The sequence below is a fragment of the Streptomyces sp. NPDC045998 genome (genome assembly GCF_056430285.1).
Window position 1 is genome coordinate 555,605 of record NZ_JBWKLJ010000003.1, and the last position, 15,797, is coordinate 571,401.

General features: G+C 71.3%; 16 protein-coding genes. 8 read left to right on the forward strand and 8 right to left on the reverse strand.

Going from position 1 to position 15,797, the window contains the following annotated elements:
• Window positions 1–39: 39 nt before the first annotated feature.
• The 3 genes from AC07FJ_RS11465 (at window position 40) to AC07FJ_RS11475 (ending at window position 2,001) form a co-directional block, all read left to right on the forward strand.
• The gene (locus AC07FJ_RS11465; RefSeq protein ID WP_361419373.1) at window positions 40–300 is read left to right on the forward strand and encodes a UBP-type zinc finger domain-containing protein; all 261 of its coding nucleotides are present in this window, start codon (window positions 40–42) and stop codon (window positions 298–300) included.
• Window positions 301–553: 253 nt separating this feature from the next.
• The gene (locus AC07FJ_RS11470) at window positions 554–967 is read left to right on the forward strand and encodes an ATP-binding protein (protein WP_031076871.1); all 414 of its coding nucleotides are present in this window, start codon (window positions 554–556) and stop codon (window positions 965–967) included.
• Window positions 964–2,001, forward strand: a complete 1,038-nt coding sequence (locus AC07FJ_RS11475; protein WP_479047769.1) for an RNA polymerase sigma factor SigF — start codon at window positions 964–966, stop codon at window positions 1,999–2,001. The genes AC07FJ_RS11470 and AC07FJ_RS11475 overlap by 4 nt, the downstream gene beginning before the upstream one ends.
• Window positions 2,002–2,049: 48 nt before the next feature.
• On the opposite strand, the gene AC07FJ_RS11480 is transcribed toward AC07FJ_RS11475, so the two are convergent.
• Complete coding sequence (locus tag AC07FJ_RS11480) at window positions 2,050–2,481, reverse strand: hypothetical protein (RefSeq protein WP_479047771.1); 432 nt, start codon at window positions 2,479–2,481, stop codon at window positions 2,050–2,052.
• 91 nt (window positions 2,482–2,572) lie between these two features.
• Here AC07FJ_RS11480 and AC07FJ_RS11485 point away from each other — a divergent pair, with 91 nt between their 5' ends.
• Together AC07FJ_RS11485 and AC07FJ_RS11490 are read left to right on the forward strand one after the other, a co-directional pair.
• Window positions 2,573–3,541 carry a diacylglycerol/lipid kinase family protein gene (locus AC07FJ_RS11485; protein WP_479047773.1) on the forward strand — a complete coding sequence of 323 codons (969 nt, stop codon included), beginning with the start codon at window positions 2,573–2,575 and terminating at the stop codon, window positions 3,539–3,541.
• A gap of 317 nt (window positions 3,542–3,858) precedes the next feature.
• Complete coding sequence (locus AC07FJ_RS11490) at window positions 3,859–4,116, forward strand: WhiB family transcriptional regulator (protein ID WP_003953983.1); 258 nt, start codon at window positions 3,859–3,861, stop codon at window positions 4,114–4,116.
• Between the two features lie 195 nt (window positions 4,117–4,311).
• Here AC07FJ_RS11490 and AC07FJ_RS11495 read toward each other — a convergent pair whose 3' ends face one another.
• Both AC07FJ_RS11495 and AC07FJ_RS11500 read right to left on the reverse strand, forming a co-directional pair.
• Window positions 4,312–5,781, reverse strand: a complete 1,470-nt coding sequence (locus tag AC07FJ_RS11495) for a sensor histidine kinase (RefSeq protein ID WP_479048322.1) — start codon at window positions 5,779–5,781, stop codon at window positions 4,312–4,314.
• Between the two features lie 503 nt (window positions 5,782–6,284).
• Entirely contained in the window at window positions 6,285–6,878 is a 594-nt protein-coding gene (locus AC07FJ_RS11500; protein ID WP_479047775.1) for a TetR/AcrR family transcriptional regulator, read from the reverse strand.
• An 82-nt stretch (window positions 6,879–6,960) separates the two neighbouring features.
• On the opposite strand from AC07FJ_RS11500, the gene AC07FJ_RS11505 reads away from it, so the two are divergent.
• Window positions 6,961–7,713, forward strand: a complete 753-nt coding sequence (locus tag AC07FJ_RS11505) for an SDR family oxidoreductase (RefSeq protein ID WP_479047777.1) — start codon at window positions 6,961–6,963, stop codon at window positions 7,711–7,713.
• 18 nt (window positions 7,714–7,731) lie between these two features.
• On the opposite strand, the gene AC07FJ_RS11510 is transcribed toward AC07FJ_RS11505, so the two are convergent.
• Window positions 7,732–8,781: an SIS domain-containing protein gene (locus AC07FJ_RS11510; RefSeq protein WP_479047779.1), complete on the reverse strand. Its 1,050-nt coding sequence runs from the start codon at window positions 8,779–8,781 to the stop codon at window positions 7,732–7,734.
• Window positions 8,782–8,892: 111 nt separating this feature from the next.
• Here AC07FJ_RS11510 and nagB point away from each other — a divergent pair, with 111 nt between their 5' ends.
• Window positions 8,893–9,678, forward strand: a complete 786-nt coding sequence (gene nagB / locus AC07FJ_RS11515; RefSeq protein WP_479048324.1) for a glucosamine-6-phosphate deaminase — start codon at window positions 8,893–8,895, stop codon at window positions 9,676–9,678.
• An 81-nt stretch (window positions 9,679–9,759) separates the two neighbouring features.
• Here nagB and AC07FJ_RS11520 read toward each other — a convergent pair whose 3' ends face one another.
• The 4 genes from AC07FJ_RS11520 to AC07FJ_RS11535 all read right to left on the reverse strand — a co-directional run bounded on the left by AC07FJ_RS11520 (window position 9,760) and on the right by AC07FJ_RS11535 (window position 14,547).
• Complete coding sequence (locus AC07FJ_RS11520; RefSeq protein WP_479047780.1) at window positions 9,760–11,277, reverse strand: glycoside hydrolase family 3 protein; 1,518 nt, start codon at window positions 11,275–11,277, stop codon at window positions 9,760–9,762.
• An 8-nt stretch (window positions 11,278–11,285) separates the two neighbouring features.
• A complete protein-coding gene (locus tag AC07FJ_RS11525) occupies window positions 11,286–12,077 on the reverse strand; it encodes a carbohydrate ABC transporter permease (protein WP_479048326.1) in 792 nt (263 codons plus the stop codon).
• Between the two features lie 113 nt (window positions 12,078–12,190).
• Window positions 12,191–13,198, reverse strand: a complete 1,008-nt coding sequence (locus AC07FJ_RS11530) for a carbohydrate ABC transporter permease (protein ID WP_361419397.1) — start codon at window positions 13,196–13,198, stop codon at window positions 12,191–12,193.
• 71 nt (window positions 13,199–13,269) lie between these two features.
• Window positions 13,270–14,547 (reverse strand): extracellular solute-binding protein, encoded by a 1,278-nt coding sequence (locus AC07FJ_RS11535; RefSeq protein WP_479047782.1) that lies wholly within the window; start codon window positions 14,545–14,547, stop codon window positions 13,270–13,272.
• A gap of 322 nt (window positions 14,548–14,869) precedes the next feature.
• On the opposite strand from AC07FJ_RS11535, the gene AC07FJ_RS11540 reads away from it, so the two are divergent.
• Complete coding sequence (locus AC07FJ_RS11540; protein WP_361419809.1) at window positions 14,870–15,637, forward strand: GntR family transcriptional regulator; 768 nt, start codon at window positions 14,870–14,872, stop codon at window positions 15,635–15,637.
• The last annotated feature ends 160 nt before the right edge of the window (window positions 15,638–15,797 follow it).

Consider the following 15,797-nt stretch of genomic DNA (forward strand, 5'->3'; position numbering starts at 1 on the left):
CGCGGCCGGAACGCGCGCCCCCGTCGTAACCTGGCCATCGTGAGCCAGTGCCCCCACGTTGCCGAACTGCCGCGCCCCGAGCCGGTGCCGCTGAGCGAGACCTGCCCGGAGTGCCGGGCCGACGGTACGCACCCCGTCCAGCTGCGGCTGTGCCTGGTGTGCGGGTACGTCGGCTGCTGCGACTCCTCGGCGGGGCGGCACGCCACACGGCACTTCAAGGACACCGGCCACCCGGTGATGCGGACCCTCGAACCCGGCGAGAGATGGCGTTGGTGCTTTGTCGACGGTTCGATCGTCTGAGGCCTGGGTACGTCAACCCTCCGCCGGTTTCTCGCGATTGGGTGCCGCAACCCCCTAGCCACTGTCCGTACTCATGTGCTTACCATGAGTGACAGGCGTCGGAGCAGGAGGCCCCGGCGACACGGCACGATGGAATCGCGATAGCGTCACGGCGGACTACGCACACCCGCGTATACCGCACGGCCCGGCCCCGGGAGGAGCTTCCTTCCGCGAGCCGAGCCCCGAATGAGCTTGTGCCACCTTGGAGGTGAGGGTGTCCCAGATCGCAGGCGAGCCCGGGACCCAGGACTTCGTGGAAGTCCGGCTGCCCGCTGCGGGTGCCTACCTGTCCGTGCTGCGTACGGCCACGGCCGGCCTCGCGGCGCGCTTGGACTTCACCCTCGACGAGATCGAGGACTTGCGCATCGCGGTCGACGAGGCCTGCGCGATCCTGCTCCAGCAAGCCGTGCCCGGCTCGGTCCTGAGCTGTGTGTTCCGCCTCGTCGACGACTCCCTGGACGTGACCGTCTCGGCGCCCACGACCGACGGCCGGGCCCCGGAGCGGGACACGTTCGCCTGGACGGTGCTCTCGGCACTGGCCGGCAAGGTCGACTCGTCCGTCGCCGACGACCGGACGGTCTCCATCAACCTGTACAAACAGCGCGGCGCGGGACCCGGGCCGGCGTGAGGAACGGGGACGGTCCGGTGCGAAACGAGGAGCGCGGGCCCCGGGCGCTGAGCTCGCCGGAGGGCATCCCGGAACAGCAGGCGCGGCCCCACCCGGTGGACGGTCTCGTGGAGACGTCGGAGGGGGCCGCCACGGCGCGGGCCACGACGGCCCGGGCCTCGACGGCGCGGGCAGAGCAGGTGGACCGGATGAGCGAGCAGCACGAGCCACAGGAGCCGCAGGAGTCGCACGACCAGCACGAGCGGCACGAGCGGCCCCGGCAGGCGGCGCAGCACGACCCGCAGGACCGCAGCGGCGCACGGGCGATGTTCATCCGGCTGCGCGAGCTGCCGGACGGCTCCCCCGAGCGGGCCGAGCTGCGCAACCAGCTCGTCCGGATGCACCTGCCGCTCGTGGAGCACCTGGCGCGCCGGTTCCGCAACCGCGGCGAACCGCTGGACGACCTGACGCAGGTCGCCACCATCGGCCTGATCAAGTCGGTGGACCGGTTCGACCCGGAGCGCGGCGTCGAGTTCTCGACGTACGCGACCCCCACGGTGGTCGGCGAGATCAAGCGCCACTTCCGGGACAAGGGGTGGGCGGTGCGGGTGCCGCGCCGGCTCCAGGAGCTGCGGCTGTCGCTGACCACCGCGACGGCGGAGCTGTCCCAGCAGCACGGCCGCTCGCCGACCGTGCACGAGCTGGCCGAGCGGCTCGGCATCTCGGAGGAGGAGGTCCTGGAGGGCCTGGAGTCCGCCAACGCGTACTCGACGCTCTCGCTGGACGTCCCGGACACGGACGACGAGTCCCCGGCGGTGGCGGACACCCTGGGCGCGGAGGACGAGGCGCTGGAGGGCGTCGAGTACCGCGAGTCGCTCAAGCCGCTGCTGGAGGACCTGCCTCCGCGCGAGAAGCGGATCCTGCTGCTGCGGTTCTTCGGGAACATGACCCAGTCGCAGATCGCGCAGGAGGTCGGCATCTCGCAGATGCACGTCTCCCGGCTGCTGGCCCGCACGCTGGCGCAGCTGCGGGAGAAGCTCCTGGTGGAGGAGTAGCCGCTCCCGTGACCCGGGCCCGGCGGAGGTCAGGCGCGGCGGAGGTGGTCAGGCCCGGCCGCGGATGCCGAGGGCCCTCGGGGTCTCCGGGTGGAGCAGCAGCACCAGGCCGGTGACCGCGGCGGCGGCCAGGGCGATGCCGCCCGGGATGGCGGCGCTGTCCGCCTGGAGCAGGGTCCAGGCGACGGGCAGGGCCATCAGCTGCGTGATGATCGCCGGGCCGCGGCTCCAGCTGCGGCAGCGCAGCAGGCCCCGGGCGGCGAAAAACGGGATGAGGCCGAGTGCGATGAGCGTCACACCGCCGGTCAGGGCCTGGGTAAGGCCGTCGGGCTTGCCCGTGAGGCTCGTCACGAGCAGGTAGGCGCCGCCCGCGAACAGGGCGAGCGCCTCCAGCCCGGCGACGGCCGCTGCGGCCGTGACCCGGGCGGGGCGCTGGGCGTCGGCGGCGGTCTGGACGGGGGTCGGCTCCGTACTGCTCACCCCAGCAGGGTAGCGGCCGGGCCCGTCCACGTACTGGACAGGGGTCGGGAGCGCCTGTGCCCGGTACCGCGCGGTAGGTAACCTGGCGGGCATGCGCGCACTTCTCGTGGTCAACCCGGCAGCCACCACCACCAGTGCCCGCACCCGTGACGTACTGATCCACGCGCTGGCCAGCGAGATGAAGCTGGAGGCGGTGACGACCGAGTACCGGGGCCACGCCCGCGACGTGGGGCGGCGGGCGGCCGAGGCCTCCGACATCGATCTGGTCGTCGCGCTCGGCGGCGACGGCACGGTCAACGAGGTGGTCAACGGCCTGCTGCACCACGGCCCGGATCCGGACCGGCTGCCGCGCCTCGCGGTGGTGCCCGGAGGCTCCACCAACGTCTTCGCCCGCGCGCTGGGGCTGCCGAACGACGCCGTGGAGGCGACCGGCGCGATCCTGGACGCGCTGGGCGAGCGGCGCGAGCGGACCGTGGGACTCGGGCTGGCCTCCGGCACCCCGGGCTCCGAGGACGAGGCGGTGCCGGCCCGCTGGTTCACGTTCTGTGCCGGTTTCGGCTTCGACGCGGGCGTGATCGGCCGCGTCGAGCAGCAGCGGGAGCGCGGCCGGAGATCGACGCACGCGCTGTACATCCGGCAGGCGATGCGCCAGTTCCTGGACGAGCCGCACCGCCGGCAGGGCGTGATCACGCTGGAGCGCCCCGGCGCGGACCCGGTCCACGACCTGGCGCTGTCGATAGTCTGCAACACCGCCCCCTGGACCTACCTGGGCAATCGCCCGGTGTACGCGGCGCCCGAGGCGTCCTTCGACACGGGGCTCGACGTGCTCGGTCTGAGCAGGCTGTCGACGGCCGCGGTGGCGCGGTACGCGACGCAGCTGCTCACCTCGACCCCGGAGCGCGGACCGCGCGGCAAGCACGCCCTCTCCCTGCACGACCTGACCGACTTCACCTTGCATTCGAAGGTCCCGCTGCCGTTCCAGATGGACGGAGACCACCTGGGGCTGCGCACGAGCGTGACGTTCACAGGCGTTCGCCGTGCACTGCGTGTGATTGTGTGAGTAGAAGAGCCTCGGACCCTTTATCTCGAACGTATGGGCCAGGATCCACCCCATAGAAGTACGGCTGTGACCTAGCCGACACCGAGGAATCAAAAAAAACTTCCCGGAAGGGGTTGTATCCGCAGCCGAGGTTTGCGAATCTCTACATGGCGATCGGGACGGCCCGCAGAACCGGCCTCCAGGGAAAGCCAGAACCCCTCCTCAAATCACAGGACCACACGCCCACCCGGCGGTAGGCCCTTCACTTGTTGAGGGATTCGTGAAAGCGTTCACATTCACAAGCAACCTGAATGCAACACCAAGGAGAGGTAGCAGCCATGGACTGGCGTCACAACGCCGTTTGTCGTGAGGAAGACCCCGAGCTGTTCTTCCCCATCGGCAACACCGGTCCTGCGCTGCTGCAGATCGAGGAAGCCAAGGCTGTCTGCCGTCGCTGCCCCGTCATGGAGCAGTGCCTGCAGTGGGCGCTCGAGTCCGGCCAGGACTCCGGCGTCTGGGGTGGCCTCAGCGAGGACGAGCGCCGCGCGATGAAGCGCCGCGCCGCCCGCAACCGGGCGCGCAACGCCAGCGCCTGAGCGACGCCACCGCGACGAGCCTGAGGCCCGGCGGCGCGTACAGCGAGTACGCACCCACCCGCCTCCCGAGCCGCAGCGCGCAGCAGTAACCCCAAAGCGTTCGAGCCCCGGACCGTTCCCACGGTCCGGGGCTCGCTGCTGTGTCGGGGCTCGCTGCTTCTGGGCCCGGGGCCTCGTTACCGGGCCGGGGCCTCGCTACTTCTGGGCCCGCACCGGGACGTCGAGCACCACGCGCGTGCCGCGGCCGGGGGCGGGCTGCATGTCGAACGTGCCGCCCAGCTCCCCCTCCACCAGCGTCCGTACGATCTGCAGACCGAGGTTGCCGGCGCGCTGCGGATCGAAGTCCTCGGGCAGGCCGCGCCCATCGTCCTGCACGGTGATCAGCAGGCGGGCGTCGGCGGCGCGCGAGTCGCCGCGTACGGCGGAGACTTCGACGGTGCCGAGCTCGCCGGGGGCGAAGGCGTGTTCGAGGGCGTTCTGGAGGATCTCGGTGAGGACCATCGACAGCGGGGTCGCGACCTCGGCGTCGAGGATGCCGAAGCGGCCGTTGCGGCGGCAGGTCACCTTGCCGGGTGAGATCTCCGCGACCATCGAGATGACCCGGTCGGCGATGTCGTCGAACTCGACGCGCTCGTCGAGGTTCTGCGAGAGCGTCTCGTGCACGATCGCGATCGAACCGACGCGCCGCACCGCCTCGTTGAGCGCCTCGCGTCCCCGGTCGGAGTCCATGCGGCGGGCCTGGAGGCGCAGGAGCGCGGCGACCGTCTGGAGGTTGTTCTTCACCCGGTGGTGGATCTCCCGGATGGTGGCGTCCTTGGTGATCAACTCGCGCTCGCGGCGGCGCAGTTCCGTCACGTCCCGGAGCAGCACGAGCGAACCGATGCGAGTTCCCTTGGGCTTGAGCGGGATGGCGCGCAACTGGATGACGCCGCCACTGCCCTCGACCTCCGTCTCCCGCGGGGCGTAGCCGCTGGCCAGTTTGACCAGCGCTTCGTCGACGGGGCCGCGGGAGGGGGCGAGTTCGGCGGTGATCTGGCCGAGGTGCTGGCCGACGAGGTCGGCGGCGAGGCCGAGACGGTGGTACGCGGAGAGGGCGTTGGGTGACGCGTACTGGACCACGCCGTCCGCGTCGAGCCTGATCAGCCCGTCGCCGGCGCGGGGCGAGGCGTCCATGTCGACCTGCTGCCCAGGGAAGGGGAAGGTGCCGTTCGCGATCATCTGGGCGAGGTCGGACGCGGACTGGAGGTAGGTGAGCTCCAGGCGGCTGGGCGTGCGGACGGTGAGCAGGTTGGTGTTGCGCGCGATGACGCCGAGGACGCGGCCCTCCCTGCGTACGGGGATGGACTCGACCCGGACCGGGACCTCCTCGCGCCATTCGGGGTCGCCCTCGCGGACGATGCGGCCCTCGTCGAGGGCGGCGTCGAGCAGGGGGCGGCGGCCGCGCGGGACCAGGTGGCCGACCATGTCGTCCTGGTAGGAGGTGGGGCCGGTGTTGGGCCGCATCTGGGCGACGGAGACGTAGCGGGTGCCGTCGAGGGTGGGGACCCAGAGGACGAGGTCGGCGAAGGAGAGGTCGGAGAGCAGCTGCCACTCCGACACCAGCAGGTGGAGCCACTCGAGGTCGGAGTCGCTCAGGGCGGTGTGCTGGCGTACGAGGTCGTTCATGGAGGGCACGTGTGCGAGCGTACCCGTGCGGCCGCGCCTGGTGTTCTGTCGGCCGGTGAGGGAGGATGGGCGCGGGATTACCATCTGCTTACCGATGGACAGACCGGATTGGTCTAGTCCACAATGCGACAACGACCTCCGCCCTCCCCGCACAGGAGGGTGGATCGAGGACCCGGCGCTCTCTGCCCTGACTGCGCCCGGGACCTCCCACACGGCCGCGGGACCGCACACCCGACGGCCGGGCAACTCCGGGCTGCGGTGCCGGACGGGTTGAGGGTCCCGTCGGGCGCCGCGGCCCGCGGGTGCTTTCGGGCCTGTGACGTTTCCGGGCCCGTGACGCTTCCGGTCCGTGGCGCTTCCGGCCCGTGGCGCTTCTGGGCCCGTGACGCTTCCGGGCCCGTGACGCTTCCGGGCCCCGCGTGCTCGCGCGGCCCGCGGATGCTCGCGCGGCCCGCGGGTGCTTTCGGGAGCCGCGGCCGCGTTCGACGCCCGCGTCCCGGCCGCTACGCCGGCCAGGCGCGCATCGCGGCTTCGGCCACCGCCTCCAGCTCCTCCTTCGTCGCGCCGTCGCGCGCCTGCTGCGACATGCCCTGCAGTACGGCCCCGCTGAGGCGGGCCAGCGCGGCGGCGTCCGTGTCGGCCGGGAGGCGGCCCGCCGCGACGTCGGCGCGTATGCGGGACTCCAGGCCGGCCAGGTTGGCGTTGCGGCGCTCGCGGAGGCCCTGCTCCACCTCGGGCGTCGAGCAGTTGATCGCGGCCGAGATCACCAGGCAGCCGCGCGGGTGCGCCGGGTCGGTGTACTCGCTCGCCGCGTCCCGCAGCATCCGCGCGATGCCGGCGCGGGCGGTGGGCTCGGCGTCCAGGGCGCGGCTCCCGAAGGAGCCGTACCGCTCCACGTACACGCCGAGGGCCTCCTCGAACAGCGTCTTCTTGTCGCCGAAGGCGGCGTACAGGCTCGGCGCGCCGATGCCCATCGCGTGGGTGAGGTCGGCCACGGACGTCGTCTCGTACCCGTGCTCCCAGAAGGCCATCACCGCCTTCTCCAGAGCGGTGGCACGGTCGAAGGAGCGGGGCCTGCCGCGCTGTTTCGTCGCCATGGCCTCATTCTATAGCGCGCACTAAAGAAAGTCTGCTACCGTCTTTCTGTACCAATCGCTAGAAAAATCGGGGGGTGGCGTCATGGGCGCGCTCACGGGCAGGACGGCACTGGTCACGGGCGGGAGCCGGGGCATCGGGCGGGGCATCGCGGAGCGGCTCGGCCGCGACGGGGCGCGGGTCGCGGTGCACTACGGCACGAACGAGACGGCCGCGAAGGAGACGGTCGCCGCGATCGAGGCGGCCGGCGGCTCCGCCTTCGCGATCGGGCAGGAGCTCGGCACACCGGGGGACGCCGAGGCGCTGTGGGCGGCGTTCGACCGGCATGCCGAGGGCCTGGACATCCTGGTGAACAACGCGGGCATCGGCGCGTCCGAGCCGTTCGGCACGATCGGTGAGGCGGAGTACGACCGGGTGTTCGCGGTCAACACGAAGGCGCCGTTCTTCGTGACGCGGCTGGGCCTGGAGCGGATGCGGGACGGCGGCCGGGTCGTCAACGTGTCGACGGGGCTGACGCGGGCGGCGATGATGCCGGACGCGATGGCGTACGCGATGAGCAAGAGCGCGCTGGACACCTTCACGCGGTACCTGGCGAAGGTGGTGGGCGCGCGGGGCATCACCGTCAACACGGTGGCGCCCGGCATCGTCGACACGGACGTCAACGCGGCGTGGCTGCGCGCCGACGAGGCGGCGTGGGCGGGCGCGGAGGCCTTCTCGGCGCTGGGGCGGGTCGGCGTTCCCGCCGACGTCGCGGACGTGGTGGCGTTCCTGGCGTCGGACGGCGCCCGCGCGATAACGGGGCACTGGCTGGACACGACGAACGGCTCGCTGCCGTAGGGCCGCTCGCCGGGCCGGTCAGCGGGTCTCGGTGACCTTCGCCAGCGCGCGTGGGGCGTCGGGGTCCTGGCCGCGGGCGATGGTGACCTCGTAGGCGAGGAGCTGGAGCGGGAGGATCTCCAGGATCGGCTGGAGCTCCTCCGGGATGCCCTCCGTCGGGAGGACGAAGCCCGCGGAGGCCGCCGCGACCTGGGGCCGGGGGCCGACGACCACCAGGTCCGCGCCGCGGCCGCGGAGGCGGTCGAGGACCGGCTGGAGGGCCTCGCCGCCCTTGCCGTCCGGGACGACCGCGATGACGGGCGAGATGTTGTCGACCATGGCGAGCGGGCCGTGCAGCAGATCGGCGCCGGAGTAGGAGAGAGCCGGGATGTAGCTGGTCTCCATCAGCTTCAGGGCCGCTTCCTTCGCGGTGGGGTAGCCGTAGCCGCGCGAGGTGATGACCATCCGCTCGGCGAAGCGGTAGCGGGCCGCGAGGGCGCGGACCTCGTCGCGCCGTTCCAGGACGGAGGCCGCCCGGTCCGGGAGGGGCGCGGCGGCGGCGGGGCCGCCGTCGCCGGCCAGGCCCTCGATCAGGAGGTAGAGCGAGAGGAGCGAGGCGGTGTAGGTCTTGGTGGCGGGCAGCGCCTTCTCCGGACCCGCCAGGATGTCGATGTGGTGCTCGGAGACCGCCGCGAGCGACGAGTCCGGGTTGTTGGTGACCGCCAGGGTGATCGCCCCCGCCTCCCGGGCCGCGCGCGTGGAGGCGACGAGGTCCGGGGAGCCGCCGGACTGGCTGACGGTGACGACCAGGACGTCGGTGTAGTCGGGCTTGGCGCCGTACGCCGTGGTCGTGGACATGGACGTCAAACCGCAGGGCATGCCCAGCCGGATCTCCAGCAGGTACTTGGCGTACAGCGCCGCGTTGTCCGACGTGCCGCGCGCCGTCAGCAGGACGAAGCGCGGACGGCGCTCCCGGATCGCCTGGGCCACGGCACGGATCCGCGGCGCGCCCTGGTCGAGGATCCGTCGCAGCACCGCGGGCTGCTCCGCCATCTCCCCCGCCATGATCCGCCCCGGCTGCTCGCTCATGCGCACCAGTCGAACACGGGCCGCCGAGAAGCCGCCAGCGGAGAGGGCCATTCTGCTAGATTGGTCTATACCACCTTGTCATCCGTCACCCATCAGATCGGCAGGCCCAGCGTGGAAGTTGTCATCGTCCAGGACGCCAAGGCAGGCGGCGAGCTCATCGCCGAGGGCATCGCCGCCCTCCTGCGCCGCAAGCCCGACGCTCTGCTCGGCGTGGCCACCGGCTCGACCCCGCTGCCCATCTACGACGCGCTGATCGCCAAGGTCCGCTCCGGGGCCGTGGACGCCTCGCGCGCCCGCATAGCCCAGCTGGACGAGTACGTGGGGCTGCCCGCGGGCCACCCCGAGTCGTACCGCTCGACCGTGCTGCGCCAGGTCGTCGAGCCGCTCGGGCTGAGCCCCGACGCCTTCATGGGCCCCGACGGCTCCGCCGAGGACGTCCAGGCCGCCTGCGAGGCGTACGACAGGGCGCTCGCCGAGGCGGGCGGCGTGGACCTGCAGATCCTCGGCATCGGCACCGACGGGCACATCGGCTTCAACGAGCCGTGCTCCTCGCTCGCGTCCCGCACCCGGATCAAGACGCTCACCGAGCAGACCCGCGTGGACAACGCGCGCTTCTTCGACGGTGACATCGAACAGGTGCCGCACCACGTCATCACGCAGGGCATCGGCACCATCCTGGAGGCCCGCCATCTGGTGCTCCTCGCCACCGGCGAGGGCAAGGCGGAGGCGGTCGCGCAGACCGTCGAGGGGCCGGTCGCCGCGCTCGTACCCGCCTCCGCGCTGCAGCTGCACCCGCACGCCACGGTCGTCGTCGACGAGGCCGCCGCGTCCAAGCTGAAGCTCGCCGACTACTTCCGGCACACCTACGCCAACAAGCCCGCGTGGCAGGGCATCTGACAGGCGCACACGCGCACACGCACCACGCACGAAGGGCCCGGTTTCCCCCCGGAACCGGGCCCTTCGGCGTACGCGCGACCCTCAGACGGCGCCCGCGATCACCTCCGCCGCCGCGGTGCCGCAGACCCGCGCCGCGCCGTACGTGGCGATGTGCAGCGCCCCGCGCGCCGGCGCCTGGTTCAGGCCCATCTCCACGACGATCGTGTCGGGCCGGGCCACCAGCAGGGCGTCCAGCGTCCGCCCCATCCACGGGTGGCGGTGGGTGTCCCGCACCACCGCGACGATGGGCCGCTCCCCCGCGTCCCGCAGCACCCGGTCCACGGCCGCGTCGGAGGCGTACGTCCCGGTCGTCGTGGACGGCAGCAGCCGCGCCAGCTCCGGGCCGACGCCCCACGGGGTCTCGTCGCCGACCGCGAAGTTGGTGGCGGGGGTGAAGGCGGCGACGTACGCCGGGCCGGTGAGCGGCTCCCGCGTGCCCGTGACGGTCAGCGCCCGCCGGGCCGCCACGAGACCGATGTCGGTGCCGGGCGCGGTCCCCTCCTCTGAAGCCGCGCCCGGCCCCGTCTGAGCCCCCCTGGCCCGGTGCGCCCGGGTCCACGACGCCAGCGCGCGCACCCGCGCGGCCGCGTCGGCCAAGCGCTCCTCGGGCAGTTCGCCGGTCCGTACCGCCGCCACCAGCGCGTCGCGCAGCCGCAGTACGGTCCCCTCGTCCGCCAGGCCGCCGCCGACGCAGATCGCGTCGGCGCCCGCCGCGATCGCGAGGACGGAGCCGCGCTCGATCCCGTACGTCGCGGCGATGGCCTGCATCTCCATGCCGTCGGTGACGATCAGGCCGTCGTAGCCCAGCTCCTGGCGCAGCAGACCGGTGAGGATCTGCGGGCTCAGGGTGGCCGGGCGGTCGGGGTCGAGCGCGGGAAGCAGGATATGCGCGCTCATCACCGATTTGGAACCCGCCGCGATGGCGGCGCGGAAAGGTACCAGCTCACGGGCGTGCAGTGTGGCGAGGTCCACATCGATGCGGGGAAGCGCGTCGTGCGAGTCGACATTGGTGTCGCCGTGCCCGGGGAAGTGCTTGGTGCACGCGACGACGCCGGCGGACTGCAGGCCCTCGATGTAGGCCACGGTGTGGCGGGCGGCCAGTCGCGGGTCGGCGCCGAAGGAGCGGACGCCGATGACCGGGTTGTCCGGGTCGGAGTTGACGTCCGCGGAGGGCGCCCAGTTGAAGTCGACGCCGCAGGCGGCGAGCCGGCGGCCGAGCTCCGCCGCCACGGCCCGGGTCAGGCCGGTGTCGTCGACCGTGCCGAGCGCGTAGTTGCCGGGGAAGGACGAGCCGGTCCGCACCTCCAGGCGCGTGACGTCGCCGCTCTCCTCGTCGATCGCGACGAGCAGGTCGTCCCGCTCGGCCCGCAGCCGGGCGGTCAGCGCGGCCAGTTGCTCGGGGCCGGTGACGTTGCGCCCGAACAGGCCGACGGAGGAGAGCCCCTCGCCGATGCGGCGCAGCAGCCAGTCGGGTGGCGTGGTGCCGGCGAAGCCCGGCTGCAGGACGGCGAGCGCGTCCCGGACGAGGGTCGGGGAGGCGCCGCGTACGAGAGTCGTCATGGGGGCCGTTATCCCTTCACTGCGCCGGCGGTCAGACCCGCGGCCATCTTGCGCTGGACGAGGAGGAAGAGGATGACGACGGGGACGGCCATCATCGTGGCGCCGGCCATCATCGGGGCGTACTCGGTCCCGTTCTTGGTGGTGAAGTTGCCCAGCCAGACGGTGGCCGTCTGGTTCTGCTGGCTCATCAGCATCAGGGCGTACAGGTACTCGTTCCAGGCCTGGATGAAGCCGTACACGGAGGTCGCGACCATGCCGGGGGCGAGCAGCGGGAACACCACCCGGACGAAGGCGCCGGTGCGGGTGCAGCCGTCGACCATCGCCGCCTCCTCCAGCTCCTTGGGGATGTTGACGATGAAGCCGCGCAGCGTCCACACCGTGAAGGGGAGGATGAAGGTGAGGTACGTGATGATCAGGCCGGTGAGCTTGTCGTACTGACCGAGGTCGTTGAGCAGCAGGAACACCGGGATGATCATCGCGACGAGCGGGACCATCTGGACCGCGAGGATGCCGACGATGACGATCTTGCGGCCGCGGAAGGCGAAGCGCGAGATGGCGAGTGCGGCCAGCATGCCGACGACGACGCCGATGAGGACGACGACGAACGAGACGATCAGCGAGCGGCCGACCGGGCCCCAGAAGTCCGCGACCTGGAGGGCCCGCTCGAAGTTCTCCAGGGTGAACGTGCGGGGGAAGAAGTGCGGATCGGGGTCGATGGCGTCCTTGGCCGGCTTGAACGCCGTGTTCAGCATCCAGTAGACCGGGAAGCCGATGGAGACGAAGACGAGCAGGCCGATCAGGTTCCAGCCGAGCTTGCGGCCGGGCCTGCCCTCCGGCGTACGCCCGGGCCTGCCCGCGGAGCCGGCCCCCGGCGTGGCCCCGGACGCGGCGCGCGGCGCGGTGGTCGTGGCGCTCACTCGACTTCTCCGATCTTGAGCATCTGACGCATGTACACGGCGACGACACCGAGCAGCAGGACCACGGTGACGACCGCGATCGCCGAGCCGCCGCCGTAGTCGTTGACCACGAAGGCCTTGTCGTACGAGTACGTCGTCAGGAGCTGGAACTCGGCCTCCGGGTGGCCGTTGCGCATCACGAAGACCTGCGGGAAGACGCCCATGTCCCAGATCACCGAGAGCGTCGTGAGCATCACGATGATGGGCTTGAGGATCGGCAGGGTGACGTACCGGAAGACGCCCCAGGCGCCGGCGCCGTCGAGGCGGGCGGCCTCCTCCAGCTCCTTGGGCACTTGGGTGAGGCCGGCGCTGAGCGTGATGACGACGAAGGGCACCGCGCCCCAGACGACCAGCAGCATGATGACGGCGAGGCCCTGGGGACCGCTGGCGAACCAGTTGTGCCCGATCATGTCGACGCCCGGCACCTGGCTGAGCAGCCAGTTCAGCACGCCGTAGTCGGCGTCGAAGAGCCACTTGAAGATGGCGGTGGCGACGATGATGGGCATGCCCCAGCTCGCGACGAGCGCGATGTTGATCAGGGTTTTGACCCAGCCGGAGACGCGCTGCAGCAGCAGCGCGATCAGCATCCCGATGACCATGGTGAAGATCACCGCGCCGGCGGCGAAGAGCACGGTCCGCAGCACGACGGTCCAGAACTCACCGTCCCCGAGGATCTTGGCGAAGTTCCCGAAGCCGACGGACTCGGGCTCCTTGAAGCCCCAGAGCTGGGGCTGCTCGAACTTCTGGAAGGCGAGGGTGACCAGCCGCACCAGCGGATAGCCGAGGACCAGCAGGAGGACGAGCAGGCAGGGCGCGAGCAGCGCCCACGGCACCGCGGCTCCCCCGGTCCCGGGCTTCCCGGGCTGTGCGGCCCGCTTCGCGGGGCCACCGGGCGGGGCGGACTTCCGTACCCGCGATGGCCGCGTGGGCGGCACCTTGGCAGTGGTTGTGTCGGCGGCACTCATCGCGACAGCGGTCCCTCTTCTCGTACGGGCGCCGGGGCCCCGCCCGGCGGTGGCGGGGCCCCGGCGTCAGGTCACTTGGTGTTGATGACCTTGTCGATCGCGGCGTCCGCGTCCTTCGCGGCGGCCTCGACCGACTTCTTGCCGGTACCGATCTCCTGGAGCAGGGTCTTGAGGGTCTGCGCCTTCTCGACCTGGCCCCAGCCGGGCGCCATGGGGACGAACCAGTTGGACTCGGCCGCGGTGGCGGCGACCGTCGTCTTCGGGTCGGCCTTCAGGGTCGCGAGGTCCGTCTTGTTGTTGGGCAGGTTGCCCTTGGCGAGCAGGCCCTTCTGGCCCTTGGCGCCCGTGTAGGCGTTGATCCACTCCGCCGCGACGTCCTGCGCCTTGGACTTGACCGGGATGGCGAGGTCGGAACCGCCGAGGAAGACGGGGATGTTCTTGCCGGACGGGCCGGGCATCACGAAGTTCTCGAGGTTGTCCTTGAGCTTGCCCGTCTTGTCGTTCTTCGGGTCGGCGGCGGTGCCGCCCTCCCAGCCGGCCGCGAAGATCATGGCGGCGTTGCCCTGGCCGAAGACGATGGGACGGTCCGACTCGTCCTTGGTCTTGTCGGCCTTCATGTAGGTGTCGAGGACCTTCTTGTACTCGTTGAGCCCCTTGAGGGACTCGGGCGAGGACAGGTTGGCCTTCCAGGTGTCGCCGTCCTTCTTGGCGATGGAGCCGCCCGCGTCGTACACGAAGGACATCGCGGCGTACCAGTCCGGCGAAGGCTGGTACCAGGCGCTGAACTTGTCGCCCTTCTTCGCCTGGATCTTGTCCAGGGCGGCGGTGAGCTCGGCGTACGTCTTCGGCGGGGTCTTCACGCCGACCTCGGCGGCCAGGTCCTTGCGCCAGGTGGCCACGCGGCCGCCGGCGTAGTAGGGGACGCCGTAGGTCTTGCCCTCGTAGGTGACGGACTCCTTGAGGCCGTCCAGCCACTGGTCCGACTGCTCGAACTTCTTCGGGTCGACCTCGGCGAAGGCGCCCTTGACCATGTAGCCGAGCATCTCGGTGTTGCCCATCTCGACCACGTCCGGCGCCTTGTCCGTGGCGAGTACGGCGTCGAGCTTGGCGTTCTTGTCCGGCCAGCCGTAGTACTCGTGCTTGATCTTGATGCCCGGGTACTTCTTCGCTATCGCGTCGTCGGCCGCCTTCACCAGGTCCGGCCAGTTGTTCTGGGCGTCGACCGTCAGCCAGACGGTGAGCTCCTTGGCGCCGCCCCCCGCGGCGTCCCCGCCCTTGTCGGAACCACACGCCGCCACGCCGACCACCATGCCCGCGACGCCGATCGCCGCGATGAGCTTGCGCTTCACGCCACCCTCCTCAGGGATGCCTGCAACCCTTGCCCCCACCGCGAAGCCATACGACGGCCATACGACGTGTACTGGTGTACGTGTCCTGCCTGTGCTGCCCGTGGGACTGGGACCGGCCTTTAATGGTTTAGACCAGTAACCGGGAGCTTGGCCTAGACCTTTAGGGGTGTCAAGGGTGTATAAGAAGGGCAGTCGGCTCCGTTACGAGACCGACACCTGAGGAGGGGCGACGACCCGTGACCGGTCCGTGCCACCATGTGAGCCGCAAGGGACGGAGGAGCCGGTGACGGCAGCAGCACAGGAGTCGGGAAGGCGGGCGGCCATGGCCACGGACGGGGGCGGCAGCACCGAGAGCGAGAGCGGAACGGCCACTCGCACCGCACGCGTGCCCAAGTACTACCGGCTCAAGCGGCATCTGCTCGACATGACGCAGACCATGCCCCCGGGCACCCCGGTGCCCCCGGAGCGCACGCTCGCCGCCGAGTTCGACACCTCTCGCACCACCGTGCGCCAGGCGCTCCAGGAACTGGTCGTCGAGGGCCGGCTGGAACGCATCCAGGGCAAGGGCACGTTCGTCGCGAAGCCGAAGGTCTCGCAGGCGCTCCAGCTCACCTCGTACACCGAGGACATGCGCGCCCAGGGCCTCGAACCCACCTCGCAGCTCCTGGACATCGGGTACGTCACGGCCGACGACACCCTCGCCGGGCTGCTCGACATCTCGGCCGGCGGCCGCGTGCTGCGCATCGAGCGGCTGCGGCTGGCGAGCGGCGAGCCGATGGCCATCGAGACGACGCACCTGAGCGCGAAGCGCTTCCCCGCGCTGCGGCGGTCGCTGGTCAAGTACACCTCGCTGTACACGGCACTGGCGGAGGTCTACGACGTCCGGCTCGCGGAGGCCGAGGAGACCATCGAGACCTCGCTGGCCACGCCGCGCGAGGCCGGGCTGCTCGGTACGGACGTGGGCCTGCCGATGCTGATGCTGTCGCGCCACTCGCTGGACGAGGACGGCAAGCCGGTGGAGTGGGTGCGCTCGGTGTACCGGGGCGACCGGTACAAGTTCGTGGCGCGACTGAAGCGCCCGAACGACTGACGGCGAACGCCCGCCGCGGCGACGACGCGGACGAGGTACGAGGGGGGCCGGCGCCGCGCGCGCCGGCCCCTCCCGTCGTCTTCCCGCCCGCTCCAGGACACCTTGCAACGCCCCGCAATGCCCGCCCGAGACACGTCCGTTATGCGGACTGGGGTTCCAT

What these genes read in the sequence shown, in the direction of transcription:
- AC07FJ_RS11530 (WP_361419397.1), bottom strand. Translation starts at nt 13,198, where the DNA reads ATGAGTGCCGCCGACACAACCACTGCCAAGGTGCCGCCCACGCGGCCA.
- AC07FJ_RS11500 (WP_479047775.1), bottom strand. Translation starts at nt 6,878, where the DNA reads ATGGCGACGAAACAGCGCGGCAGGCCCCGCTCCTTCGACCGTGCCACC.
- AC07FJ_RS11510 (WP_479047779.1), bottom strand. Translation starts at nt 8,781, where the DNA reads ATGAGCGAGCAGCCGGGGCGGATCATGGCGGGGGAGATGGCGGAGCAG.
- AC07FJ_RS11485 (WP_479047773.1), top strand. Translation starts at nt 2,573, where the DNA reads ATGCGCGCACTTCTCGTGGTCAACCCGGCAGCCACCACCACCAGTGCC.
- AC07FJ_RS11495 (WP_479048322.1), bottom strand. Translation starts at nt 5,781, where the DNA reads ATGAACGACCTCGTACGCCAGCACACCGCCCTGAGCGACTCCGACCTC.
- AC07FJ_RS11490 (WP_003953983.1), top strand. Translation starts at nt 3,859, where the DNA reads ATGGACTGGCGTCACAACGCCGTTTGTCGTGAGGAAGACCCCGAGCTG.
- AC07FJ_RS11540 (WP_361419809.1), top strand. Translation starts at nt 14,870, where the DNA reads ATGGCCACGGACGGGGGCGGCAGCACCGAGAGCGAGAGCGGAACGGCC.
- AC07FJ_RS11520 (WP_479047780.1), bottom strand. Translation starts at nt 11,277, where the DNA reads ATGACGACTCTCGTACGCGGCGCCTCCCCGACCCTCGTCCGGGACGCG.
- AC07FJ_RS11505 (WP_479047777.1), top strand. Translation starts at nt 6,961, where the DNA reads ATGGGCGCGCTCACGGGCAGGACGGCACTGGTCACGGGCGGGAGCCGG.